21 protein-coding genes are annotated in these 24,297 nt (G+C 59.6%); 14 read left to right on the forward strand and 7 right to left on the reverse strand.

The window, feature by feature from the left end:
• Positions 1-138: 138 nt before the first annotated feature.
• From ACQK2G_RS01185 to ACQK2G_RS01205, 5 genes are read right to left on the reverse strand one after another with little or no spacing between them, the layout of a single operon-like run.
• The gene (locus tag ACQK2G_RS01185; RefSeq protein WP_425403180.1) at positions 139-1,425 is read right to left on the reverse strand and encodes a TRAP transporter large permease; all 1,287 of its coding nucleotides are present in this window, start codon (positions 1,423-1,425) and stop codon (positions 139-141) included.
• A 19-nt stretch (positions 1,426-1,444) separates the two neighbouring features.
• On the reverse strand, positions 1,445-1,969 hold the full coding sequence (locus ACQK2G_RS01190; RefSeq protein ID WP_425403181.1) for a TRAP transporter small permease: 525 nt from the start codon (positions 1,967-1,969) through the stop codon (positions 1,445-1,447).
• A gap of 12 nt (positions 1,970-1,981) precedes the next feature.
• On the reverse strand, positions 1,982-2,989 hold the full coding sequence (gene dctP, locus ACQK2G_RS01195; RefSeq protein WP_425403182.1) for a TRAP transporter substrate-binding protein DctP: 1,008 nt from the start codon (positions 2,987-2,989) through the stop codon (positions 1,982-1,984).
• A gap of 49 nt (positions 2,990-3,038) precedes the next feature.
• Positions 3,039-3,983 carry a hydroxymethylglutaryl-CoA lyase gene (locus ACQK2G_RS01200; RefSeq protein WP_425403183.1) on the reverse strand — a complete coding sequence of 315 codons (945 nt, stop codon included), beginning with the start codon at positions 3,981-3,983 and terminating at the stop codon, positions 3,039-3,041.
• Positions 3,980-5,170: a CaiB/BaiF CoA transferase family protein gene (locus tag ACQK2G_RS01205; RefSeq protein WP_425403184.1), complete on the reverse strand. Its 1,191-nt coding sequence runs from the start codon at positions 5,168-5,170 to the stop codon at positions 3,980-3,982. Before ACQK2G_RS01205 ends, ACQK2G_RS01200 begins: the two co-directional genes overlap by 4 nt.
• Before the next feature lie 149 nt (positions 5,171-5,319).
• Between ACQK2G_RS01205 and ACQK2G_RS01210 the strand changes: the two genes are divergently transcribed.
• Both ACQK2G_RS01210 and ACQK2G_RS01215 read left to right on the forward strand, forming a co-directional pair.
• Complete coding sequence (locus ACQK2G_RS01210) at positions 5,320-6,267, forward strand: LysR family transcriptional regulator (RefSeq protein ID WP_425403185.1); 948 nt, start codon at positions 5,320-5,322, stop codon at positions 6,265-6,267.
• Between the two features lie 28 nt (positions 6,268-6,295).
• A complete protein-coding gene (locus ACQK2G_RS01215) occupies positions 6,296-6,781 on the forward strand; it encodes a methyltransferase family protein (RefSeq protein WP_425403186.1) in 486 nt (161 codons plus the stop codon).
• A gap of 15 nt (positions 6,782-6,796) precedes the next feature.
• Here the strand turns inward: ACQK2G_RS01215 and ACQK2G_RS01220 are convergent, their stop codons facing one another.
• Positions 6,797-8,845 (reverse strand): FAD-dependent oxidoreductase, encoded by a 2,049-nt coding sequence (locus ACQK2G_RS01220; protein ID WP_425403187.1) that lies wholly within the window; start codon positions 8,843-8,845, stop codon positions 6,797-6,799.
• 215 nt (positions 8,846-9,060) lie between these two features.
• Here ACQK2G_RS01220 and ACQK2G_RS01225 point away from each other — a divergent pair, with 215 nt between their 5' ends.
• The 12 genes from ACQK2G_RS01225 to ACQK2G_RS01280 all read left to right on the forward strand — a co-directional run bounded on the left by ACQK2G_RS01225 (position 9,061) and on the right by ACQK2G_RS01280 (position 23,328).
• Positions 9,061-9,963, forward strand: a complete 903-nt coding sequence (locus ACQK2G_RS01225; protein ID WP_425403188.1) for a TauD/TfdA dioxygenase family protein — start codon at positions 9,061-9,063, stop codon at positions 9,961-9,963.
• A gap of 132 nt (positions 9,964-10,095) precedes the next feature.
• On the forward strand, positions 10,096-13,095 hold the full coding sequence (locus tag ACQK2G_RS01230) for a molybdopterin oxidoreductase family protein (RefSeq protein ID WP_425403189.1): 3,000 nt from the start codon (positions 10,096-10,098) through the stop codon (positions 13,093-13,095).
• Positions 13,095-13,847, forward strand: a complete 753-nt coding sequence (locus tag ACQK2G_RS01235; RefSeq protein ID WP_425403190.1) for a 4Fe-4S dicluster domain-containing protein — start codon at positions 13,095-13,097, stop codon at positions 13,845-13,847. The genes ACQK2G_RS01230 and ACQK2G_RS01235 overlap by 1 nt, the downstream gene beginning before the upstream one ends.
• 58 nt (positions 13,848-13,905) lie before the next feature.
• The gene (locus tag ACQK2G_RS01240) at positions 13,906-14,856 is read left to right on the forward strand and encodes a dimethyl sulfoxide reductase anchor subunit family protein (RefSeq protein WP_425403191.1); all 951 of its coding nucleotides are present in this window, start codon (positions 13,906-13,908) and stop codon (positions 14,854-14,856) included.
• Positions 14,857-15,101: 245 nt separating this feature from the next.
• On the forward strand, positions 15,102-15,671 hold the full coding sequence (locus ACQK2G_RS01245; RefSeq protein ID WP_425403192.1) for a TRAP transporter small permease subunit: 570 nt from the start codon (positions 15,102-15,104) through the stop codon (positions 15,669-15,671).
• Positions 15,671-16,993 carry a TRAP transporter large permease gene (locus tag ACQK2G_RS01250; RefSeq protein WP_425403193.1) on the forward strand — a complete coding sequence of 441 codons (1,323 nt, stop codon included), beginning with the start codon at positions 15,671-15,673 and terminating at the stop codon, positions 16,991-16,993. The genes ACQK2G_RS01245 and ACQK2G_RS01250 overlap by 1 nt, the downstream gene beginning before the upstream one ends.
• Positions 16,994-17,068: 75 nt before the next feature.
• On the forward strand, positions 17,069-18,103 hold the full coding sequence (locus ACQK2G_RS01255; RefSeq protein ID WP_425403194.1) for a TRAP transporter substrate-binding protein: 1,035 nt from the start codon (positions 17,069-17,071) through the stop codon (positions 18,101-18,103).
• An 81-nt stretch (positions 18,104-18,184) separates the two neighbouring features.
• On the forward strand, positions 18,185-19,552 hold the full coding sequence (locus ACQK2G_RS01260; protein ID WP_425403195.1) for a glutamine synthetase family protein: 1,368 nt from the start codon (positions 18,185-18,187) through the stop codon (positions 19,550-19,552).
• Positions 19,553-19,556: 4 nt separating this feature from the next.
• Positions 19,557-20,708 carry an iron-containing alcohol dehydrogenase gene (locus ACQK2G_RS01265; RefSeq protein WP_425403196.1) on the forward strand — a complete coding sequence of 384 codons (1,152 nt, stop codon included), beginning with the start codon at positions 19,557-19,559 and terminating at the stop codon, positions 20,706-20,708.
• A 56-nt stretch (positions 20,709-20,764) separates the two neighbouring features.
• The gene (locus ACQK2G_RS01270; RefSeq protein WP_425403197.1) at positions 20,765-21,478 is read left to right on the forward strand and encodes a hypothetical protein; all 714 of its coding nucleotides are present in this window, start codon (positions 20,765-20,767) and stop codon (positions 21,476-21,478) included.
• 182 nt (positions 21,479-21,660) lie between these two features.
• A complete protein-coding gene (locus ACQK2G_RS01275; RefSeq protein ID WP_425403198.1) occupies positions 21,661-22,707 on the forward strand; it encodes an ATP-grasp domain-containing protein in 1,047 nt (348 codons plus the stop codon).
• A gap of 159 nt (positions 22,708-22,866) precedes the next feature.
• Positions 22,867-23,328 (forward strand): hypothetical protein, encoded by a 462-nt coding sequence (locus tag ACQK2G_RS01280; RefSeq protein WP_425403199.1) that lies wholly within the window; start codon positions 22,867-22,869, stop codon positions 23,326-23,328.
• Here ACQK2G_RS01280 and ACQK2G_RS01285 read toward each other — a convergent pair.
• Positions 23,315-24,220, reverse strand: coding sequence for an MBL fold metallo-hydrolase (locus ACQK2G_RS01285; protein WP_425403200.1), 906 nt, complete (start codon positions 24,218-24,220; stop codon positions 23,315-23,317). The genes ACQK2G_RS01280 and ACQK2G_RS01285 overlap by 14 nt on opposite strands.
• Between the last annotated feature and the right edge of the window lie 77 nt (positions 24,221-24,297).

The raw sequence follows: 24,297 nt of genomic DNA on the forward strand, positions 1-24,297 counted from the left end.
CATCCCGACCTGCCCGCCGTCGGCCCGCGATCTCTACACCGCGATCTGGACGGAACTGCAGAAGTAAACCTCTGCTTTATGTGATGGAAAGGGCGGCCCGGGGCAATCCCGGCCGCCCTTCTCCGTTCCAGTGCTGGTCTACCGACCGAACCCTGCGGAATAGGGAAGCCATGTGGCGATGTCGGGGACGAACATCAGGACGGCCAGGCCGAAGAGCATCAGCGCCACGTAGGGGGCCGCTCCCCGTACCACATCCACCAGCGGTGCATCCGTGATGCCTTTGATGACGAACAAGTTCATGCCGACCGGCGGCGTAATCATCGCCAATTCCAGATTGATCATCAGAAGAATGCCGTACCAGACCAAATCGATATCCAAAGCGATCATCGTGGGCAGCAGGATCGGCGTGGTAATCAGGATGATCGCGATGGCTTCGAAGAACATGCCCATCACGAAAATCATCGCCATGACGATCAGAATGAAGGCGTAGGGACCCAAGCCCATGCCGGCGACCGCTTCGGTTATGCCGTAGGGCAAACGGATGATGGTGATTGCGTGGCCGAACATTGCCGCCGCAGCGATAATCATGAAGACCATCATCGATGTCCTCATGCTCTTATAGGCGCAATCGTACAAGCCACGCAGGGTCAACCGACCATAGACGAAGCGCGCGACCAGGATGGCATAGAGGGATCCGGCGGCGGCGGCCTCGGACGCGGTGAAGACGCCGAAATAGATACCGCCCATGACGACCGGCGGCGCCATTACCGCCCAGAAGGATCGTTTGAAGGCGGCGGAAACCTTGTCCCAACCGGCCCATGCGGGCGCGGAGAGGTCCGATCGGGCCCGAGCCTGAACGATGCAGAAGGCGGAGAAGACAAGCGCCATTAGCAGGCCCGGCACGATCCCCGCCAGAAACAGGGCGCCGATGGAAACTTCCGAGACGATCGCGTACAGGATCATCGGTCCGGAAGGTGGAATGAGAATACCCAGCGTGCCGCCTGCTGCGATTACGCCCAAAGCGCTCCGCTCGGGATAACCGAAGCGTTTCATTTGGGGAATGGCGCTGGATCCGATGCTGAGCGCTGTGGCCACGGACGAACCGGAAATCGCCGCGAAGATCGTGCAGGACAGGACCGTGGCGACGCCCAGCCCCCCTTTCACGTGACCGACCAAGGTATGGGCCATGTCGTAAAGATCGTCGATCACCTTGGCGTGGATCATGACCTGCGCCATGAAGACGAAAAGGGGGATCGTCGTCAGGATGGAGCGATCCAAATGGGCGTAGACGGTATCGGCAACGCTTGAAATGCTTCCTTCGGATAGCATCAGGATTGTCGTGGCGGCGATGCCAAGGGCTGCGAAGACCGGCATGCCCATCAACAGCAACACGATCAATCCGCTAAAAACTAAAAACATCGTCATGGTGGACGGGCCTTTCCGGTCACGACCGGTTAGCGAGGCGGCCGATCAGCTTTTCAACGGCGGCCAGGGCAAGCAATGCGGCTCCCACCAGTAACGGGGATTGCGGGATCCAGGTCGCGATTTCGATATAGCCGGAAGAATACGAGCCGAAGGAATAGGCGAAGGTAATCGCTTCCCAGGTGCTCAATCCCAACACCGCGGCGAAGGTCAGAACTGAAAGGTCGCTTATGATGGCCAGGGCAGTTCTGGCTTTGCCCGACGCCTTCCCCGACAGCAGATCAATCGCAATGTGATCGTTCCGCCGATAGGCTTCGGCTGCGCCGAACATGACGATGGCGACCAGGCAGTAACCGATCAACTCGTCAGCCCAGAGCAAGGGTGCGTTCAGGACGTAACGGTTGAACACGGCATAAACGGTCAACACGAAGGCCACCAGAATCAAGACCGTGCTGAACGCGCCGCCGAGCCAGACGATCGGTGTCGTCACTTTCGAAGCGGGGGAGGAAGCCCTTTCGGCTCCCTCCCCATCGGGATCGGTTTTCACGACAACGGATCCTTACATCTTGCCGATCAACTCGACCATTTTCTGGCTGTCCGGATCGTCACCGGAAAACGCTTCGTCGAAGGCGGGACGCATGATGGCTTCAAGCGCCTTGACCTCGGCATCGGTCGCGACATGGACATTCACACCTTTTTCCCGCAGTTGGTCCGGCGCCGCAGACCCCGCCTCGTCGGAGGCTTCGATGGCCCACATGGCGGCTTTCTTTCCGGCTGCGTCCAGCGCCTTCTTCGCGTTGTCGGACAATCCGTCATAGAAACCCGGATTGAGGTAGCCGTGGAAATAGACGCTGATCACCGGAACGACGGTGAAGTGATCCTGAACTTCGTAGTATTTACGGGAAACCGCTGCCGCCGCGTCGGTCAACCCGGCATCGATGACGCCGGTCGCCAGGGCCTGATAGACTTTCGAGCCGGACATGGAGGACGGCGCCGCGCCAAGCGCTTCCAGCGATTTGTTGAAGGCTGGTACGAGGCCACGGATTTTCACGCCTTTGAAGTCTTCCGGCTTCACCAGGAAGGAGCCGTTCGAGGTGAAGACGGAAGTGTTGGTGGTGAACAGCCAAACGGTGTTCTGCACGCCCTTTTCGCGCAGCTTTTCGGTCAGGAAGGCCGCAGCGTCCGACTCCGGCCACTTGCGCCACATGTCCAGATCGCCAAAGGCGAAGGGCGCGACCGTCACCGTCATGATCGGTAGGGTCTTGCCCCACTGGAAACTGACCGAAAAGGCGCATTCGATATCGCCCTTGGCGGTCGCGACGATATTCTCCTTCGCCCCGACCAGGCTGTTCGCGCCGAAAATCTGAACGTCCAGCTCGCCGCCGGACTGGGACTCGACCTCTTCGGCCCAGCGGTCGATGACCTTGGCGATATGATGCGCCGGCGGCAATTGATGGCTGCAGCGCATGACCTCCGCCGCCGAAGCGGTGGTTGGAATAGCCGCGGCTGCCGTCGTTAAGGCAAGAGCCGAGGCCGCAGCGGTCAAAGTTCTCCTGATGTCGATCATTCTTTCCTCCCGATCCTGACAGGTTGGTTTTGGTCGTCTTTCTGTTTTATCAGCGCCGCCATTCGACCATGGGCGGCAACCCGGCGCGTGCAATCGCGCCGTGAAGCGGTTCTCCGGGCATCTCCCGCTGCGGAATTTCTCGGACGGCGATCAAGGCGTCCAGGTCGATACCCGTCCTGAAACCCTTGCTTTCGCAAAGGAAGACGAGGTCTTCCATCACCACATTGCCAGACGCGCCGGGGGCGAAGGGGCAGCCACCCAAACCGCCAAGGGAGCCGTCCAGAATGCGTGCGCCCGCATCCAGCGCCGCCGCCGCATTCGCAACGCCCATCCCACGCGTGTCGTGCAGGTGAACGTTCAGGGGGCGATCGCCACACAGGACCGTCATTTTTTCACACAGGCTTTGTATTTGTGCCGGACCAGCGAAGCCAACCGTATCGGCTATCCCCACGATATCGGCTCCCGCTTCGAATATGGCTTCGGCCAGGCGCAGGACCTCATCCTGGGACACTTCCCCTGCTATGGAACAACCAAAGGCCATCGCAATGCCGACGCTGACAAGCGGTCGACGATCGGATGCCCGCGCAAGTTCGGCCGTCCGGCGCACCAGCTCGATCGCTTCGGCGCGAGACCGTCGCGCATTGGCGTTGCTGTGTTCCTCTGTCGCGGAAACCACGCAGACGATTTCGCCGACATCGGTCTGGATCGCGTCCGTCGCGCCGCGATCGTTCAAGGCAAGGGCGGCGGAATGGGCGCCCTCGAGCGCGGAGGCGGCGGTAATCATATCGCGAATATCGGCAAATTGCGGCATGCGCGTCGCCGGCAGGAAGGAACCGAGCTCGAAGTGCCGGACGCCGGCGGCGTATTCACCGCGCATCCATTCGATCTTGCTCTCGGTCGAGGGTACTTCTCGAACCAATTGAAGGCCGTCCCGAAGGCTGACATCGCGTAATGTCACTCGGTCATTGGGGTAGATCTGGGACAGCTTGTTCATGACGCTTTCTCCATGCTCTTGCCTCTCGCCGCTTCTATTTCCGCCGGGGACATGCCTAGACCGGAGAGGACGGCCTCGGTGTCTTCGCCAACCGCGGCAAGGTCCATATTGCTCACAGGCAAGGGCGCGCCGTCGATGTCCAACGGCAAGCCGGGGGCGCGGAAGCTGCCGCCTTCCGGCATTCTCGATTCGAGCAGACCGCCGGGCCGGTTCACATGGGGATCGTCATACATTTCGATCGGGCGTGATACCGGCGCGTATGCCAGTCCCGTTTCCTCCAGCTTTTTCGCCAGGTCGTCATAACGCCAATCGCGGATCGCCTCCGCGAAGATTGGTATGGTGCGGCTGCGGGCGTTGATCTGATCCATCTTGTTCTGAAGGCCGGGGTCGTCGATCAGGGATTGCAGGCCCAGCAGGCCGCACAGCGTGTCCCATTGGCTGTCGGTAACGGAGCTGACGAAGATGCGCCGGCCGTCTGCGGTTTCAAAGATATCGTAGACCGGCCAGGAAAAATTGCGCTCCGGCATCGGTGGCGCTTCCGTGCCTTCAATGTCGTATTGCACCATGTGCTGGGCGACCAGAAGCAGGCAGTTTTCGAATAGCCCGACGCGGATAGCACGGCCCTTGCCGCTTTCCTTCCGTTCAAGCAGGGCACCCAAAACCGACAACGCCCCGAACAATCCGCCCATGATATCGTTGGCGGAAGACCCGATCCGCAACGGGCGGCCGGACGGGCCCGTCATATGCGCCATGCCGGTCATCATTTGCACGACTTCGTCCAAGGCGGTGCGATTGCGATAGGGGCCGTGCAGGAAGCCCTTGCAGGAGGTGACGATCAGCCGGGGGTAGCGCTGCTGCAGGTCCTCCGGCGCGAAGCCCATTTTGGCCAGCGAGGAGTCCCTGAAATTTTCGACGAATACATCGGCGGTTTCCAACAGCCGGCTCAATGCCTTCCGGCCTTCCTCGGCCTTCAGATCGAGCGTGATTGACTGTTTTCCGCGGTTGAATGTCGGGAAAAATCCGCGGCCCATCCCGGTCAGATGACGTGTCTTGTCGCCGTCGGGTGGTTCGACCTTGATCACGGTGGCGCCGAGGAAGCCGAGGAACATGCCGCAGGACGGGCCCATGATCATATGGCTCATCTCAACCACGGTAATGCCTTCCAGAGGGCGGAACGGCTCGGTCATGACGAAAAAACACTCCTCCGGGTAATTGGTTCTCGGGTGGATTCCAGGCCGCCCGTTGATCGATGCTGCATGCTACATTTGCCCGAGGGGTCAGAAAATTATAATGATTGGAAGATAAGTTTCTAAAAATTTGAAATCGGTGCCGACCCATGAATGCGAAACAGTTGACGTATTTCACGGCGATCTACGAGAACGGTACCTTGACCCAGGCGGCGGGCCAGGTGCGGGTGGCGGTGTCGGCTTTGAGCCATCATCTGGCCAATCTGGAAGCGGACCTGGGTACTGAACTATTCGTCCGCAAGCCACGGGGGATGATGCCGACCGCGGCGGGGCATCGGCTGTACGACCATGCGAAATCCATCCTTCGGTCCATCGCGGCGGCTGAAGCCGACATCCGGGATGCGGGGCGGGAAATTGCAGGAGATGTTTCCATCGGGCTGGCTTACTCCGCCGTGAAGGCCATCGGTGTCACCCTGTTCCAGCGCGTGGTCGCCGATTATCCCAAACTTCGGCTTTCCCTGTCCGAAAGCCTGTCCGGGTCGACCCTTATGCATTTGATGGAATCCGAGGTCGACCTTGCGATGGTCTACAACCCGCCGCAGGATTCCGCACTACGGACGCAAGCGGTGCTGGAGGAAGGGATGGTCTGTATCGGCAGACCGGAAATGCTGGGCGATACGGAAGCACCAATACGGTTCGACGAAATGCTCGAACTTCCGCTCATCATTCTGCGTCAGGGGCTTTCAACACGGGCCTTGATCGATGATGCCGCTTTGTTGAAGCGGCTCGAAACCAAGGCGCGCTTTCAGATGAACTCGGTATACGCGATTGGAGGATCCTTGCAGGCGGGCCTGGGCTGCGCGATCGCAACGCGCCTGATCATGAACGAACATCTGGAAAGCGGCGCGTTGACCGCAAGGCCGATAATCGAACCCGAACTATCCCGCACCCTGTATATGTGTGAACTGGCGGAACGCCCGGTGACATTCGCCTTGGAGACGGTAAGGAACCTGACGATAAATCTAGCGCTGCATGCAATCGAAGAGGGCATTTGGGACGCCGTTCCGGCCAAGTCCATGAAGGAATCGTCGTCATGATTTTCGGCCACAAAACGAGGACGGCGCCATGAACCAGAACGAACCGGGTGGGAAGGAGCCGGATCATGCCGGGGTGCGGGTGCCGCCGCCGTTGATCTTCTTGGCCTTCCTGGGGCTTGGACTTTGGATAGATTCTCCCTGGCTCGACGGCGAATGGGCATCGACGGCGGCGATGGTGACCGGCGGTTCGCTGCTCGCCGTCGGTATTGTCCTTGTCATTATCGCCGGCGCCGATCATTTCGCGGTCGGCACCCATGTCGAGCCGTGGAAACCGACCTCCGCCATCGTTACGTCCGGGATCTATTCCCATAGCCGAAACCCAATGTATCTTGGCATGGCGATCGGGCAGATCGGTGTCGCCGTCGCCGCGGCCAGCCTGGCCGGGGCGGTCGCTGTAATCCTCAGCATGACCGTCGTGCAATACTATGTAATCCGGCGGGAAGAGCGCTATCTGGAGGCAAAGTTCGGAGAAGCCTATCTGGACTACAAGCGCAAGGTCCGGCGCTGGATTTGACAGTATTGAGAAAAGTTACAATCGGGAGCATAGCCGCAAGGCGTCGAACATGGCCGCGGCGACGTTGCGGCTCGACGCGGCATCGCCGATTCTGAACAGGGAAACACCATCGCGGTCCAGGCTCGGCTGTGGTTCGCCGGCGAGCAAGGCATCCAAATCCAAATAGCCGTCATTCGCTGAGGCAGCGCGCAATTCCTGATACACCTCGTCCGCCGGCATTGTCCCGTTTTCGACGATCACCGTGTCGCAGTGGATGCGCATTTCCTCGCCCGTCAATTCGTGGGTGAAGACGGCGGAGAGGCCGTTGCCTTCGCGCGAGACGGCGCGCAGTCCGTATTCGGCATGGGTCGGGATATGCTCCTGCGCGATGCGTTTTTTCCACGCTGCTTGCTCGGCGTAGTCCAATTCCTTGCCGGGGACATCGTCAAGCATGACCAGATCCACACTCTTTCCTTGTCGGGCTAGAAATTCGGCAACCGTTGGGGCGGGGTGCCGGCCTGTCCCGTCATAGATGACGGCGGTCTCGCCCGACGTCGCTGTGCCGGTCAGAATATCCCAAGGGCTGGTGCACAGTTCGGCCCCTTCCAAACCGTCCAGATCCGGAACGCCCCCGGTAGCGATAATCACTACATCGGGGGACTCAGCCAGAATATCCAAGGCTTCTGCGTAGATGCCCGTACGGAGGTCGACGCCCAGTTTCTCCAGTTCCGAAACCCGCCACTCGATGATACCGGTGACATCCTTGCGCCAGCTCGCCGCTGTGGCCATGCGCAGCTGGCCGCCCGGTTTTTCCGCGGCCTCGAACAGGATGACGTCATGTCCCCGCTCGGCGCTGACACGGGCGGCTTCCAGTCCGGATGGCCCCGCACCGATGATGACGACTTTCCTGATCGGGCCATCGGTCTTTTCAATTACCTGCGGCCAGAACCTGTCGCGACCTGATGCGGGATTGTGCAGACAGGTCGGGCGGTTCGCCCCCATACAGTGGGTCGCGCCGACACAGGGGCGGATGCGATCCTCCTCACCACGGGTGAGTTTATTGACGATTTGCGGGTCGGCGATATGGGCGCGGGTCATCGCGACCATGTCCAACAGACCGTCGCGAATTGCATGCCGGGCGGTCGCCAGATCGGTGATCCGCGCGGCGTGGAATACCGGCAAACCGATTTCGCGTTTGAAGGCGCCTGCCTTTTCCAGCCAGGGGGCGATCGGCATGGACATGCCGGGCATGCATTGCTCGGCCATTTCCATCATTTTGTCGATGCGGCCGTAATTCGCGTTGAAAAAGTCGAGCAAGCCCGACCGCTCCAGGACCCTGGCGGCTTGAAGGCATTCCTCGAAATCCATGCCGCCCTGCATCGCCTCGTCAATGCCATAGCGCATGCCGACGATAAAATCGTCCCCGACGCGGTTCCGGATCTCCTCATGAACCATCAAGGCGAACCGGCAGCGATTTTCGACGGATCCGCCGAACTCGTCTGTCCGTCGGTTGGTCGCCGGCGACATGAACTGGCCGATCAGATGCCCCTGCATCATGGTCTCCAACCCGTCCAAACCGCCCTCGCGGCATCGGTAGGCGGCGTCCCCGAACGCTTTGACGACACGATCGATGTCGTTGCGGTCCATCTCCCTTGGGATTGTCCGGTGCAGGGCTTCCCGGATCGGGGAGGGCGCGATCGTTGGCAGCCAGTTCTGGGTATTGGATTCGCCCCGGCGCCCGAGATGCGTGATCTGGATCATGATCGCGGCGCCGTGGCGATGGATACGATCCGCGAAGTCCTGCAGAAAGGGGATCACCTTATCGGTACCGACATTCAACTGGCCTGAAGCCCAGGTTGAGTCGGGACTGATATAAGAGGACCCGCCGAACATGGTCAGCGCCAAACCGCCCTTGGCCTTTTCTTCGTGGTAACGCTGATAGGTCTCCCCGGGCATTCCGTCCGCATCGCCCAATCCACAGGCATGACTGGTCGACATGACCCGGTTCCGAAGCGTCAGATGCTTCAATCGAAAGGGTTGCAGCAAGGGATCGGTCTGGGCTTTGGAGGGTGCAATCGCCTGCATGATTGAATCCGGCGCAAGTGTCAGTCGAATTGTGCGGTCTTGAGCGTATCAAACCTGTTCCCGCCGGGAAGGAGAAAAAGCTGGATAGGGGCTATTCACCTTTGAAGACGGCATAGTCGCGCTTGCCCTGGCGTGGGTCCTCGGTCGATAATGGAGACAAGAAAATCACTGAATTTCGACGGTTTGAACGGACTGCCAGCGGGAAGGAAACCGATATGACTGCATCCCTGGATGACCGCGCCGCGTCATGCGGCCTGAGCCTGTCTCCCTTGGCCGCCAATGTCGGCTGCCGGATCGACGGAATCGACCTCGCCGCCGCGACGGATGAGCAATTCTCGGTTCTCATGGCGGCATTCGGAAAATATGGCGGCTTGCTGATGCGCGAACAGGAATTGGCCGTGGAAGATCTCGTTGGTTTCTCCGGCCGCCTCGGCACGCTGGATCATGCGCCGCTGACACAGGTCGGCCGGACCGCGATCGAGGGTTTCCCCGAAATCTACCTGATCACGAATTTGATGGACAGGGAAGGCAAACCAATGGGTGCGTTGGGGAATGGGGAAGCCGTCTGGCACACCGACATGTCCTATCTGCCGTCGCCGCCCGATGCGTCGATGCTGTATGCGCGGGAAGTTCCCCCGACCGGGGGGAATACCTTCTTGTGTTCAATGATGGCGGCCTATGACGCGCTGCCGGAAGACCTGAAGGCATTGGCGGGTAGGCTTCGGATCAAACATGATGCGACCTACAATTCCGGTGGCTATGTACGGCAGGGGATGGTCGAACATTCGGACCCGCGCAAGACGACGGGAACGTTCCACCCTGCCGTCATCCGGCACCCGGAAACCGGCCGGCCGGCGCTCTATCTCGGCCGTCGCAGACAATCCTATGTGGAGGGCTATGATCTCGACGAGTCGGAGGCCTTGCTCGACAAGCTCTGGGGATACGCGACTTTGCCGGAAAACACTTATGAACACGTCTGGCAGGTGAACGACGTGCTGCTTTGGGATAATCGCATTACCATGCACCGGCGGGACAGTTTCGACCCGGCGCATACGCGGCTGATGTGGCGCACGCAGATTCAGGGATCCGGTGCGCCGAAGGCATACGCGCAAGCCTAAGCGCTGGTCAGGCTGGACAAGCATACTCATCCGCATCAGGCTGGCCGCCCGAATCCCGGCCCCTGGTCAGGGGCGTCTCAATCCGAAGCCGGATATCAATGCCGGCAAACAGTTTCAGAGTGGAGTTAAGGTATGAATCCGTTCGAATGGAAGCGCGAGCAGGTGATGCTGTCGCCAAAGGAAGCGGATGAGATCAAGACCACCACCTGTTACATGTGCGCCTGCCGTTGCGGCATACGGGTCTATCTGAAGGATGGCAGCGTTCGCTACATCGAGGGCAATCCGGACCATCCGGTGAACAAGGGCGTGCTCTGCGCCAAGGGATCCGCCGGCATCATGAACCACAACTCGCCCGCACGGCTGACCAAGCCGTTGCTGCGCGTCGGTGAACGCGGTGCGGGCGAATTCAAGGAAATCGAATGGGAAGAGGCCCTGTCGCTTGCCCAGGATTGGCTGGGTGAGGTTCGTCGGACCGATCCCAAAAAGCTGGCATTCTTTACGGGTCGTGATCAAAGCCAGTCTTTGACAGGTTGGTGGGCGGCCCAGTTCGGGACCCCCAATTTCGCGGCGCATGGCGGGTTTTGCTCGGTGAACATGGCCGCCGCGGGCTTGTATACGTTGGGCGGAGCCTTCTGGGAGTTCGGCGAACCGGACTGGGATCACACCAAATATTTCATGATGTGGGGGGTCGCGGAGGACCACGATTCCAATCCGATCAAGATTGGTCTGGGAAAGTTGAAAACGCGGGGCGATGCCAAGTTCGTGGCCGTCAATCCGGTCCGGTCCGGTTATGGGGCTATCGCCGATGAGTGGATCGGCATTCGGCCGGGGACGGACGGTTTGCTCGCCTTGTCGCTGGTTCATGAATTGCTGCGGACCGAAAATGTCGATCTTGAGTTCCTGGCCCGCTACACAAACGCGACCTGGCTTGTCATCGACAATCCCGGCGGTGCCGATGACGGCCTGATCGCGCGGGACGAAGATGGCAATCCGCTGTGCTGGGACGGGGAAAAGAACGAGGCCGTGAACGCCTTGTCCGCCGAGGCAAAACCCGTCCTTGCCGGCCGCAGGACCCTGTCGGACGGACGCAGGGCCGTGCCGTCCTTCGAACTGCTCGCCCAGCGATATCTGGACCCGCAATTTGCACCCGACGCTGTCGCGGAACGGACGGGTGTCTCGGCCGAGACGATACGGCGGATCGCAGCCGAATTGGCCCATACGGCTTTTTCGGAAGAAGTCGTCATAGAACAGCCCTGGACCGATTGGGCCGGACGCAAGCACGACCGGATGATCGGCAGGCCGATCTCGATGCATGGCATGCGTGGGATTTCCGCCCATTCCAACGGATTCCATACCTGTCGGTCGATCCATCTGTTGCAGGTCCTGCTGGGATCGATCGATTGTCCCGGCGGTTGGCGTTACAAGGCGCCGTTTCCGCGACCGATTCCGCCCGGCCCTAAACCCGCCGGCAAGGAATGGCATCCGAATACGCCGCTGGGCGGTATGCCGCTTGGCAACCCGACTGGACCTGAGGACCTTCTGGTCGAGGATGACGGCACGCCGAAGCGCATCGACAAGGCCTATAGCTGGGAACATCCGCTATCCGCCCACGGGCTGATGCATATGGTTATACACAATGCGTGGAAAAAAGACCCGTACGGCGTAGACGTACTGTTCATGTATATGGCGAACATGGCCTGGAATTCGTCCATGAACGTCCCGGGTACGCTGCACTACCTGACCGACAAAGATCCGAATACCGGCGAATACAAAATTCCGAAAATAATCTATTCGGACGCGTATTACTCCGAGATGATTCCCTATGCCGATCTGATCCTGCCGGACACGACCTATCTTGAACGTTGGGATTGCATTTCGCTTCTGGATCGGCCGATTTCGTCCGCCCATGGACCGGGCGACGCGATCCGCCAGCCGGTGGTAAAGCCGAACCGCGATGTCCGCCCCTTTCAGGATGTGCTGATCGATCTCGGTGCGCGACTGGGGCTGCCGGGGTTTGTCGGTACCGACGGCGAGGCAAAATATCCGGGCGGCTACCCTGACTATATCGTCAATCACGAACGATTGCCGGGGATCGGGCCGCTGGCCGGTTGGCGCGGCGAGGACGGTGACTCCCATGGCCGTGGTGCGGTCAATGAGGATCAGTTGCAGCGCTATATCGAGAACGGCTGTTTCTGGAGCGAGGAACTGCCGTTGGAGCACCAGTATTTCAAGCACGCCAATCAAGGATATCTGGATTATGCCGTCGGCATGGGGTGGATACCCAATGCGGAGCAGATCGTGCTGCAGCTCTATTCCGAACCGCTGCAAAAGTTCCGCCTGGCCGCGCGCGGTCACGGGCCTTTGCAGCCGCCCGACGAGCACCGCAATCGCGTCGATACCTATTTTGATCCGCTGCCGATCTGGTACATGCCGTTCGAGGAGGCGGCGGTGGACACGGAAGCCTACCCGATGCATGCGCTGACCCAACGGCCGATGCAGATGTATCATTCCTGGGGCTCGCAAAATGCCTGGCTGCGTCAGATCACGGCGAGGAACCGTCTGTATATCAATGAAGAGACTGCCGCCGAAATGGGGGTCGAGGACGAAGACTGGGTCTGGGTCATCAGCCATGCGGGCCGGGTAAAGGGGCAAGTCAAACTGATGAGCGGCGTGAACGCCGACACGGTTTGGACCTGGAACGCGATCGGCAAGCGGAAGGGCGCCTGGCGTCTTAGCGTCGATGCCCCGGAATCCAATAAGGGTTTTCTGTTGAACCATATCATTTCCGAACTGCTGCCCGCCCAGGATGACGGATTGCGGTATTCGAATTCCGATCCGGTGACCGGGCAGGCCGCATGGTTCGATCTGCGGGTCCGCGTGGAAAAATGCCTGCCGGAGGAGGCCGGATTGACTGAGCCCGGATTCGCCGCGCAACCGCCGCCGCCGAGCGGACCGGGGCCCGCGCCGAGTGACGAGTTGACCTATGGTGCCCAGTTCCGGAAAGAGGGACGGAACGACGGCCTGACAATGGCCGAATGGATCGGAAACCGTAGGGAAGCGTCGCGAAACATTCCGGGTATTGCCGACGGTCATGGCAACAATGCGGGCAATGGCCCGAAGGGCGGCCATTAATGACGAGTTTGCCAACTGCTACCGAGAAGAAGCTCGGCCTGGTCATTGATCTGGACATTTGCGTCGGCTGCCATGCTTGCGCGGTGAACTGCAAGGAATGGAATACCTCCGGCCACAGCGCGCCGTTGACGGATAAAAACCCCTACGGCGGGGATCCGGCCGGGGTCTGGTTCAACCGTATCCATACATTCGAAGTCCGCGAAGACGACGGTGCCGGTCGAACCGTTCATTTCCCGAAATCCTGCCTACACTGCGAGGCCGCACCCTGTGTGACGGTTTGTCCGACCGGCGCGAGCTACAAGCGGGAAGAGGATGGGATCGTGCTGGTCAATGCGGATACCTGCATCGGCTGCAAGCTCTGTTCCTGGGCCTGCCCCTACGGTGCGCGGGAATATGACGAATCCGCCGGCGTCATGAAGAAATGCACGCTCTGTATCGACAAGATCTACAACGAGACTTTGCGGCCCGAGAGCCGTGTGCCGGCCTGTGTTTCGACCTGTCCGGCCGGCGCGCGTCATTTCGGTGACCTTGGCGATCCCGAGAGCGAAGTGTCGAAACTTTCGGCAGCGCGGGGCGGTTATGCCTTGATGCCCGAACAGGATTGCAAGCCGGTGAACCGGTATCTGCCGCCACGTCCCAAGAAGAAGGACGCGGCCGATATCGGTGCGGCAAACCAGCTTCTGCCGAAAGACGGGGATTTGGACGGTGCCGGTTTCCTGGCCCGTCTCGTCGACCGTGTTCTCAGCCGCTAGAGCCTCGGAATTTTGACTATGTGCCACGAGAATCTGAACTTCAGCCCCAGGGAAATCCATGCATCCCGCTAAGTCCGTCATCTTCTTTACAACCGCGTCCGGTGCCGGTTACGGCCTGCTGATCTGGTTCGCGTTCTTTAGTCTGTTAGACCGGTTGCCGCAGGATCGGGACTTCGCCCTCGTGGTCCTGGGCGTGTCTTTTACCCTGGTGACGGCGGGTTTGCTGTCCTCAACAGCCCATCTTGGCCATCCTGAGCGGGCCTGGCGGGCTTTGAGCCAATGGAAGACGTCCTGGCTTTCCCGCGAAGGCGTTGCCGCCATTCTGGCCTATCTTCCGATGGCCGCCTATGCCTATGTCTGGTTCATGGGGATGGCGGACCGCCAGACAGTCGTCGTCATCGCGGCAGCGTCGATCGTCTTGGCCCTGGTCACGATCTATTGCACGGCGATGATTTATGCGTCGCTGAAGACCATCCGGGCTTGGCACAACGGTTATACCGTCGCGGGTTATCTTGTCCTCGGGTTGATGACCGGTGCCGTCCTGCTGACCTTTTTCGCACATCTTCGGCAATACGGCATGCGAGACGAAATCGCCGCGGCGGCTTTGATGTCGCTGGCGTTGGGCTTGGTAATCAAACAGACCTACTGGCGTTTTCTGGAAAACGCCGCCTCCCCGAGCGATATCGGCACCGCGACGGGATTGGGGCGACCGGGCAAGACGACTCTGCTTGAAGGGCCGCACACCGAATCGAATTACCTGATGGATGAGATGGGGTTCCGAATTGCCAGAAAGCACGCAGATAAACTGAGGGTTTATTCGTCGCTGATGGGGTTCGTCCTGCCCATAGCCCTGATTGTCGGAGCGGTTTTCCTGAGTGGGGTGGGCGAGGTTCTCTGCGCGCTCGCCGCGGTGGCCTTCTCCGCGACCGGTGTTTTGTTGGAACGCTGGCTGTTTTTCGCCGAAGCCCGGCATGTGGTCACGCTCTATTATGGTGCCGCCCAGGCGTGATTGTCGGCACCGGACCTGTCGACCGTTTTCTTCCTCACGATCGGGCATAAAAGACCTTGACGGAAGCTTTTGCTGTGAAATGCTACCCGCTTCAAAAAAGTGGGGTGCCGGAGTGTTTTTGGTGAGCGGCGAGGAGGGCGCGCGAAGGAAACGGGTCGCGCCTTGTTTGATTTCTTTTGCCATTTGCGGAACGGCCGAACGGCCCCAAGTTCCGCAAGACTCGACTGCTCTCCGGTAATCGTCCCATGCCTCGTTGGACCATAGCCTATATCCGTTTCGTCGATGGGCTGAACCGCCGTATCGGCCGGGTCGTCATGTATGGCATCTTCGCACTGGTCGCGGTGCTGCTTTGGTCCTCGATTTCCAAAACCTTCTTCGATCCCTCGTTATGGACGCTGGAAGTGGCCCAGTTCCTGATGGTGGCCTATTACATCGTGGGCGGGCCCTATTCGATCCAGCTGGGATCCAATGTTCGCATGGATCTGTTCTACGGCAATTGGTCGGATCGGAAAAAGGCCTGCTACGACGCCGTCACGGTGCTGATGTTGATCTTCTATCTCGGCGTTCTGCTTTATGGCGGGCTTGGTTCAACCGCCTATTCATTCGGCTATTTCGGCAAGGAGCCGATTGCCTTCCTGTTCGGTTTGGCCATCGGAACAGAGGAAATTGGCCACCTTGAACGCAGCCCGACCGCGTGGCGGCCCCACCTCTGGCCCATCAAAGTGGTCATGTGCATCGGATTCCTTCTGATGCTGATGCAAGTGTCTTCCGAGTTGATCAAGGACATTGCCAAAATCCGGAAAGTGTCCCTCTGATGTCGTACGAATTAATCGCCATCCTGATGTTCTCGTCGATGATGCTTATGCTGATGACGGGTCAACGTGTCTTCGGCGCGATCGGCGGCATCGCCGCGATTGCCGCGCTGGCGCTTTGGGGGACCGGCGGGTCCGATATACCGTTCGCCTCGGCAATGAAGCTGATGAAATGGTATCCGCTGCTGACCCTGCCGATGTTCATCTTCATGGGCTATGTCCTGTCGGAATCGAAAATCGCCGACGATCTCTACAAGATGTTCCATGTTTGGATGGGGCCGGTTCCCGGCGGCCTGGCGATCGGGACGATCGGGCTGATGGTGCTGATTTCCGCGATGAACGGTCTATCCGTGGCCGGGATGGCGATCGGCGCGACCATTGCCCTGCCTGAACTGCTAAAGCGCGGTTACGACAAACGAATGGTGACCGGGGTCATACAGGCCGGGTCGTCATTGGGGATTCTGGTTCCGCCATCTGTCGTGCTTGTTCTGTATGCGATGATCGCCCGCCAGCCGGTCGGTCAATTGTGGCTGGCGGGGGTGTTCCCGGGCCTGATGATGGCGGCCTTGTTCATCATCTATATCGCCCTGCGCTGCCGTCTCAACCCGAAGCTGGGGCCGGTTCTGCCGGCCGAGGAAAGAACGGTTCCGCTGGCTGAAAAGATTCGCCTGTTGCAGGCAGGCGTTCTGCCGATCGTGATTTTCGCGTCCATGATGGTGCCTTTCGTGAACGGTTGGACCAGTCTGGTCGAAAGTTCGGCGATCGGTGCAATGGCGGCCTTCCTCGCCGCGGTGGTGAAGCGGCGCATGACGCGCGAGGTGTTTGAGGTTTCGGTTCGGCAGACCCTTGCGATCTCCTGCATGTTTATGTGGATCATCCTGGCGGCGTTGGGTTTTGGGGCCGTTTTCGATGGGCTGGGGGCCGTCCGGGCAATCGATAATCTGTTCACGGAACAGCTCGGGCTCGACCCTTGGACAATCCTTATCCTGATGCAGCTCTCGTTCCTTTTGATGGGCACTTTCCTGGACGATACGGCCATGCTGGTCATCGTGGCGCCGTTATACGTGCCGCTCGTGAAAGTCCTGGGCTTCGATCTTGTCTGGTATGGCGTGCTTTATACGATCACGACGCAGATAGCCTATATGACGCCGCCCTTCGGGTATAATCTGTTCTTGATGCGTGCGATGGCTCCCCCTGAAATCACCTTGCGGGACATCTACGGATCCATTCTTCCCTTTGTGTGTGTAATGGTGTTGGCGCTTGCGGTGGTCATGGTCTTTCCGAATATTGCACTTTGGTTGCCGCACTATGTTTACGGCCTTTAACAGAGCTCCGAAAAGGAGCCGTATCGCGGGCTCAATCCGCTCGGTTTCAACAACGTTAAGAACAAGGAGTAGAAAATGACTACGAGACGTAAGTTTCTTGCTGGTGCCGGTGTCGCCGGTGCGGCGGCCCTGGCGGCCCCGGCCGTACACGCCCAGTCCAAGATCAAATGGCGCATGCAGACCTATGCTGGTCCGGCGCTTGCCGAACACGTGATCAAACCGGCTATCGACAGCTTCAACAAGATCGCCGGCGATCAGATGGAGATCGAACTCTATTTCGCGGATCAGCTGGTTCCGACCAGCGAGTTGTTCCGAGCGATGCAAAGCGGCACGATCGACGCGGTCCAGTCCGACGACGACTCCATGGCCTCACCGACGGAAGTTACGGTCTTCGGCGGGTACTTCCCGTTCGCCAGCCGCTATTCGCTCGACGTGCCGGTGCTGTTCAATCAGTACGGCCTGAACGAGATTTGGGACGCGGAATACTCCAAGGTCGGGGTGAAGCATATCTCCGCCGGTTCCTGGGATCCGTGCCACTTTGCCACCAAGGATCCGATCCGCAGTCTCGCCGACCTGAAGGGCAAGCGGGTTTTCACCTTCCCGACCGCGGGCCGTTTCTTGACCCAGTTCGGTGTCGTGCCGGTCACGCTGCCCTGGGAAGACATCGAAGTCGCCGTCCAAACCGGTGAACTGGACGGCATTGCTTGGTCCGGTATCACGGAAGACTACACCGTGGGCTGGGCGGACGTGACCAATTATTTCCTGACCAACAACATTTCCGGCGCCTGGGCGGGGTCCTTCTTCGCCAACATGGACCGTTGGAACGAGTTGCCGGATAACCTGAAGGAACTGGTCAAGGTCACCTTCGACAGCTCCCACTATTACCGTCAGTGGTGGTACTGGGGCGGCGAGGCTTCGCTGCGGGTCAACGGCACGAAGATGGAACTGACCTCCATTCCGGACAAGGAGTGGGAGCAGGTCGAACAGGCCGCCGTGAAGTTCTGGGACGAAATCGCCTCTGAATCCGAAACCAAGGCGAAGGTCGTGGAAATCTTCAAGAAGTACAACGCCGATATGGTTAAGGCTGGACGTCCCTACCGCTATAGCTAATAAGGGCGTTCAAACGGTTCTGTGGGGCGCCGTTCGTGCGCCCCACACTTCCTTCAAGTCAGCAAAAAAACGGAAGCAGTCATGCCGGGCAACCTAACATTCGAAGAATTGAAAACCGCCGTCGAAAAAGGCGAAATCGACACTGTGCTGGCGGTACAGGTCGATATGCAGGGCCGCCTGATGGGCAAACGCTTCCAAGCGGAATTCTTTATTGAAAGCGGTCATGAGGAGACTCATAGCTGCAACTATCTCCAGGCAACCGATCTGGAGATGGAAACCGTCCAGGGTTACAAGTCGACCAGTTGGTCTGCCGGTTACGGCGATTACACGATGAAGCCGGATATGACGACGCTGCGGCGCCTGCCATGGCTGGAAGGCACGGCCATGGTCCTCTGCGACGTGTTGGATCACCACACCCATGAAGACGTTCCCCATTCGCCGCGCGCCGTGCTGAAGAAGCAGGTCAAGCGGCTGGAAGCGATGGGGCTGAAACCCTTCATGGCGTCCGAGTTGGAATTCTTCATGTTCCGGGAGTCCTTCGAGGAAGCCTGCGATGGCGGTTACCGGGACCTCAAGACCTACAGCGCCTATAATGAGGATTACCATATCTTCCAGACGACCAAGGAAGAGAACGTGATGCGCGCGATCCGAACCGGTCTGCAGGGTGCGGGTATCCCCGTCGAAAATACGAAGGGCGAGGCCGATGCCGGACAGGGCGAGGTCAACGTCAAATACAGCGAAGCGGTCGACATGGCCGACAATCACGTCATCATCAAGAATGCCTGCAAGGAAATCGCCTGGCAGAAGGGGCATGCTCTGACCTTCCTGGCCAAGTGGAACGCCAAGATGGCGGGCAGTTCCTGCCACGTTCATCAATCCCTGTGGACGCTGGACGGAAAGTCGGCCTTTCTGGATCCGGACGGACAGTACGGCATGTCGGACCTGATGAAGCATTACCTGGCGGGGCTGCTCGCCCATGCCGGCGAGTTCACGTACTTCCTCGCTCCCTACGTCAACAGCTACAAGCGGTTCAAGGAAGGCACTTTCGCGCCGACCAAGGCGATCTGGTCTCTGGACAACCGCACGGCGGGGTACCGCCTTGTCGGTGAAGGCACGAAGGGCATCCGTGTGGAATGCCGCGTCGGCGGATCCGACCTGAACCCGTATCTCGCCTATGCGGCGATGCTGGCGGCCGGGATCGACGGGATCGAGAACAAGCTGGAGCTGGAACCGGAATTTGCCGGCGACGCCTATAAGGCTGCCCGGGCGCGCAGCATACCAAGCACGCTGCGCGAAGCGACGGTTGCCTTGAAGAAATCGAAAATGCTGCGCGCCGCGATGGGAGACGAGGTAGTCGATCACTACGTCCACGCGGCGACGTGGGAACAGAAAGCGTTTGATGATGCGGTCACCGATTGGGAAGTGGCGCGCGGTTTTGAAAGGGCTTAAGAGAATGCAGGCGAATTGGTCCTATCCCACAACGATCTGGTTCGGTGCCGGACGGATTGAAGCTCTACCGGACGCGTGTCGCAACGTGGGCATCGAACGCCCCCTGCTGGTGACCGATAGGGGGCTCGCTGACCTTCCGATCACCGCGCGTGCGTTGGACATTCTGGAAAAAGCGGGGTTGGGCCGTGGCCTGTTCTCCGGCGTCGACGGCAACCCGACCGATACGAACCTGGACGCGGGTATCGACGCCTTCAAGGCGGGCGGCCATGATGGCGTGATCGCCTTTGGCGGCGGCTCGGCGTTGGATGTCGGCAAATTGATCGCCTTCCAGGCGGATCAGGTCCGCCCGGTCTGGGACTTCGAGGATATCGGCGACTGGTTCACTCGCGCGAATGCGGAAGTGATCTGGCCGATTATCGCTGTGCCGACCACATCCGGCACCGGTTCCGAAGTCGGCCGCGCCGGTGTCGTGACCAATACGGCGGAAGAGGTGAAGAAGGTCATCTTCCACCCGAAAATGCTGCCCAGTGTCGTGATCAGCGACCCGGAACTGACCGTCGGTCTGCCTCCGCATATCACGGCCGGCACCGGCATGGATGCCTTCGTCCATAACCTGGAAGCCTATTGTGCACCGACCTATCACCCGATGTCGGAAGGCATCGCGGTCGAAGGCATGCGCTTGGTGAAGGAATACCTGCCGCGCGCCTATAAGGACGGCACCGATATCGAAGCTCGCGGCCATATGATGTCCGCCGCGGCGATGGGCGCGGTCGCCTTCCAGAAGGGGCTGGGCGGTGTTCATTCCCTCTCCCATCCGGCGGGTGTGCTGTATCACACACATCATGGCCTGACGAATGCCGTTTACCTGCCCTATGTGCTGGCTTTCAATCGACCGGCGATCGAAGGGAAAATCGATCGACTGGCCGCATGGCTCGGCATCGATGGCGGCTTCGACGGGTTCATGAAATACATCTTGGACCTTCGCGCCGAACTTGGGATCGCTCATACGTCCAAGGAAATTGGTATCGATGACGCGCAGACCGAACGAATGGCTGCTATGGCCGTCGTCGATCCCACGGCCGGCGGCAACCCTGTACCGCTGACCGAGGAAATATGCAGCGACCTCTATCGCCGCGCCTTGGCCGGCACGGTCTGACGCGGAAACTGCCTTTCGTTTCGGTTAATTCTTGATTACGCGCGCTTGGAGGCGTCATGGAAGGGTTTCTGGTCCTCGGCTTTCTGATCGGGATGCAACATGCTCTCGAGGCTGACCATCTTGCCGCCGTCGGCACCATGGCAATCGGCAAGGGAGGATCGAAGCGCGGATTGGCCCTACGGGGCGCCGTCTGGGGGGTCGGTCATACGATTACCCTGTTCGCGATCTGCTCGGCGGTCATTCTGCTCGGTCTGACGCTAACGGATCAGACGGCTGCGCTGCTTGAATTCACGGTCGGGTGCATGCTGGTTCTGCTCGGGTTAGATGTTTTCCGGAAGATGCGGAAAAAGAAGATCCATTTCCACGCGCATGACCACGGCGACGGCAAGGTTCATCTCCATGCCCATAGCCATCATGGGGCGGTCACGGCGCATGCCGAGGACCGGCACCAGCACCAGCACCCCACAGGCTTCCCGGTCAGGGCGTTGTTCGTCGGCCTGATCCATGGTGCCGCCGGATCAGCAGGGCTTCTTGCCCTGGCGGTCGCGGCAACGAAGGACGCCTGGACGGCGGTGGCCTATGTCCTGGTCTTCGGGATTGGCTCGATTCTCGGGATGGCGGCGCTGACCGCCGTCGCGGCATGGCCGCTGCGAGCGGTCGAGAAACATGCCCTGCGGGCGCATGCGGCGCTTAGTATCGCGGCAGGCCTGCTTGCGGTTGCGATCGGCGTCGATGTGATGATCGAGACTTGGGGTACCGCCTTCGCCTGAGATATTCCTCGGTGCGTTTTGCATCGATTTGACCGGCCCTTGAGGCCAATCTCAGGCCGTTTCCCGGCAAACTGGAGCGATTCTTGCGTGTGGTATGCTGCACGCTATTCCCATGATTGTCGGGTTGGCGCATACTGGGCTGTCGGTAGAAGCCGCATGGCCAACCAGAAGGAGGGCCTCGTTTGAACGTTTTGATCCTCAGCGCCAGCAGCAAGGCCTTGTTGGTAAAGGCTTTTCAGGATGCCGTTCGTCCTTTCGGGGGCATTGTCGTTGCGGCCGATCTGGCGGCTGACAGTGCCGCACTGCAGGTCGCGGATCGGGCTGTCCTTACACCGCGCAGCAATGATCCCCGGTTTCCTGATGCCTTGGAAGCGATCTGCGCCGCCTACGAAATTTCCCTTGTGATTCCCACTCGTGACGGCGAACTCGGCCGCTTGGCCGAGTTCGCCGGACGTTTGCGCGCCAATGGTGTTTCGGTCTTGGTTCCGTCGCAGGAAACCATCGATATCTGCAGCAATTCCTGGCGCTTCATCGCATTCTGCAAGGATAACGGATTCCCGACACCGAAGAGTTATCAGACCGTGTCTGCCGTCGACCGGTTTCCGGTTTTTTGCCGGGCTGCGGACCGGACCGTGCCGCATCACGCGATGCGGATTTCCAATAAGGAAGCGCTTTCCGCGTATCAGGTTCTGCATGGCGACGTACCGGGTGGCCTGATCATCCAGGAATTCGTCGATTGGCCGGAATACAGCATCGACGTCCTGATGGATCTTCGTGGGCGGCCGCTGCAGGCGGTTGCGCGGCGGCGTATTTCGACGCGGGCCGGTGAGTCATGGAAAACGAGGGTCGAGAAACTGCCCGAGTTGACCGAGGCAGCCTTGGCCTTGTCCGAATTGCTGGGTCTTGTGGGGCACAATAATTTGCAGGCCTTTTACGATCCTGTCGCAGGGGCCCAGTTCATCGAGGTGAACGCAAGGTTCGGCGGCGCGTCCAATTTGAGCATTCGATCGGGGCTGGCATCGCCCGAACGGCTGGTGCAGATGGTTTCAGGCAACGCGGCGGCCGCCGCGGCCCCGCGTCCCTTGAACTATGGTGGGATGCTGCTGCGTCACGCAGAAGACATTATCGTGGATCACGATCCGGCCGGAGACTGCGTTTCGTGGGAAGAGTTGGCTGTGGAAGCGGATGAAGAAAGCGTCGGCGGGCGGCGGGCCGCGATTGACAGGTAGTCGATACGCGACGGATACAAGCAACGAATTCCCTTACGGCGACGTTTGGTCGCGATCTATTGAAGTGAAAAGATTGATAGGGCGGTTCTCACCGGCACGCCGATACACCATATGTGTGGCGCGTTAGTCTTCGGCATACCGCAAACGACGAGGCGGATCATGATGAAATCCATAGGAGTTCTTGCTCTAATCCTAGCTCTTTCGGCATGCGCCGAGACCGGTCGCGACAGTGCGGTTAACGATACTGCCGCTTCGGACGAAGTGCCGCTCGCGGTAAGCTGGGGACAGGATGGCTACGGCGATGGATTTATCGTCAAACCGGTGCCGGGCGGCGTCGGACAGTTCCGTCTCCGCGTCTATTACCAGGATCCGTTCTCGACGAGTTCCACGGGCGTCGTGAACCGATGCTTCGGTCATTGGGATACACAAACCGCCGATGGCGATATCGGCAAGACGGAATCAGATGGCTATTGGCGGATCAATTGTGCCAGCGGTCTAAGCGCGGAAGGCGCTTTCGTGATGGACGCAACAGGCAATGGCGTGGGTGAAGGCCTGGACCATCAGGGGCATCCGGTCCGCCTCAAATTCGGGCCGAATGTTGTACAGTCTAAGAAGGAATAGCCTCAAATCGGCTGTTCACGGTTGGCAGCCTGTCGGCCGCCACCACTCGTCCTTCAGTGATCATTTTCAGTAAGTGGGCCAACACTGAGCGGGCGGCGGCAGGGTATAGCGCGGCCGGCACATTGGCGTACATATGGGGAACCATTCGATCGATTGTGGTCAGGCCTTCCCTTAGACATGCCAATATCTGTCGTTCGCGGTCCATGCGGTGTTCGTATAACCGGTCAACGAAACCATGGGCCTCTGTAATTGCCGGGCCATGCGTCGGCCAATAAACACGTTCCGGCCTGGCCCGCAGTTTCTTAAGCGAGGCCATGTAATCGGCCATATTCCCATCCGGCGGTGAGACCACCGTCGTCGACCAACCCATGACATGATCGCCGCTCAACAGGGCGTTCCGTTCTTCAAAGGCGTAACATAGGTGGTTGGAGGTATGCCCCGGCGTATGCACGGCATGCAGGGTCCAATCCTTGCCGGAAACCGTAGCCTGGTCGACCAGCCGGAAATCTGGGTCGAACACGTAATCGGCGCCTTCCTCTACGCTCTCCCTGTCGGCGGAATCGCCGCCATGCGGCCCGAACCCGTAGGTCGGCGCCCCGGTCATCTGCTTCAGATCGGCTGCGGCCGGGGAATGGTCCAAATGCGTATGGGTAATCAGAATCGCGGAGACGGTTTCACCCTTCAGCGCGTCGAGCAACGCCCGTACGGTGTCAGGTGATTTCGGGCCGGGGTCGATAACGGCGACTTCGCCGGTACCGACCACATAGATTCCCGTACCATGAAAGGTGAAGCGGCTGGGGTTCTCGACGATGAGCCGGCGGAGTCCCGGGGCGACCTCGGCCAGATGACCGTATTGGAAGGACATGTCCCGAACGAAAGGGAGGTCTGCCATCGGATCTTAGCCCCAACTGCGGATTGATGGATAGAACCTGGGATCAGGCCGTTACCAATCTGGCACAGTGGGATTTG

The organism is Hwanghaeella sp. (assembly GCF_965227365.1).
Lineage (GTDB): Bacteria > Pseudomonadota > Alphaproteobacteria > UBA8366 > Aestuariispiraceae > Hwanghaeella.

Coding starts and splice junctions, on each gene's coding strand:
- ACQK2G_RS01185 (WP_425403180.1), bottom strand. CDS start 1,425: ATGACGATGTTTTTAGTTTTTAGCGGATTGATCGTGTTGCTGTTGATG.
- dctP (WP_425403182.1), bottom strand. CDS start 2,989: ATGATCGACATCAGGAGAACTTTGACCGCTGCGGCCTCGGCTCTTGCC.
- ACQK2G_RS01200 (WP_425403183.1), bottom strand. CDS start 3,983: ATGAACAAGCTGTCCCAGATCTACCCCAATGACCGAGTGACATTACGC.
- ACQK2G_RS01205 (WP_425403184.1), bottom strand. CDS start 5,170: ATGACCGAGCCGTTCCGCCCTCTGGAAGGCATTACCGTGGTTGAGATG.
- ACQK2G_RS01210 (WP_425403185.1), top strand. CDS start 5,320: ATGAATGCGAAACAGTTGACGTATTTCACGGCGATCTACGAGAACGGT.
- ACQK2G_RS01215 (WP_425403186.1), top strand. CDS start 6,296: ATGAACCAGAACGAACCGGGTGGGAAGGAGCCGGATCATGCCGGGGTG.
- ACQK2G_RS01220 (WP_425403187.1), bottom strand. CDS start 8,845: ATGCAGGCGATTGCACCCTCCAAAGCCCAGACCGATCCCTTGCTGCAA.
- ACQK2G_RS01225 (WP_425403188.1), top strand. CDS start 9,061: ATGACTGCATCCCTGGATGACCGCGCCGCGTCATGCGGCCTGAGCCTG.
- ACQK2G_RS01230 (WP_425403189.1), top strand. CDS start 10,096: ATGAATCCGTTCGAATGGAAGCGCGAGCAGGTGATGCTGTCGCCAAAG.
- ACQK2G_RS01235 (WP_425403190.1), top strand. CDS start 13,095: ATGACGAGTTTGCCAACTGCTACCGAGAAGAAGCTCGGCCTGGTCATT.
- ACQK2G_RS01240 (WP_425403191.1), top strand. CDS start 13,906: ATGCATCCCGCTAAGTCCGTCATCTTCTTTACAACCGCGTCCGGTGCC.
- ACQK2G_RS01245 (WP_425403192.1), top strand. CDS start 15,102: ATGCCTCGTTGGACCATAGCCTATATCCGTTTCGTCGATGGGCTGAAC.
- ACQK2G_RS01250 (WP_425403193.1), top strand. CDS start 15,671: ATGTCGTACGAATTAATCGCCATCCTGATGTTCTCGTCGATGATGCTT.
- ACQK2G_RS01255 (WP_425403194.1), top strand. CDS start 17,069: ATGACTACGAGACGTAAGTTTCTTGCTGGTGCCGGTGTCGCCGGTGCG.
- ACQK2G_RS01260 (WP_425403195.1), top strand. CDS start 18,185: ATGCCGGGCAACCTAACATTCGAAGAATTGAAAACCGCCGTCGAAAAA.
- ACQK2G_RS01265 (WP_425403196.1), top strand. CDS start 19,557: ATGCAGGCGAATTGGTCCTATCCCACAACGATCTGGTTCGGTGCCGGA.
- ACQK2G_RS01270 (WP_425403197.1), top strand. CDS start 20,765: ATGGAAGGGTTTCTGGTCCTCGGCTTTCTGATCGGGATGCAACATGCT.
- ACQK2G_RS01280 (WP_425403199.1), top strand. CDS start 22,867: ATGATGAAATCCATAGGAGTTCTTGCTCTAATCCTAGCTCTTTCGGCA.
- ACQK2G_RS01285 (WP_425403200.1), bottom strand. CDS start 24,220: ATGGCAGACCTCCCTTTCGTTCGGGACATGTCCTTCCAATACGGTCAT.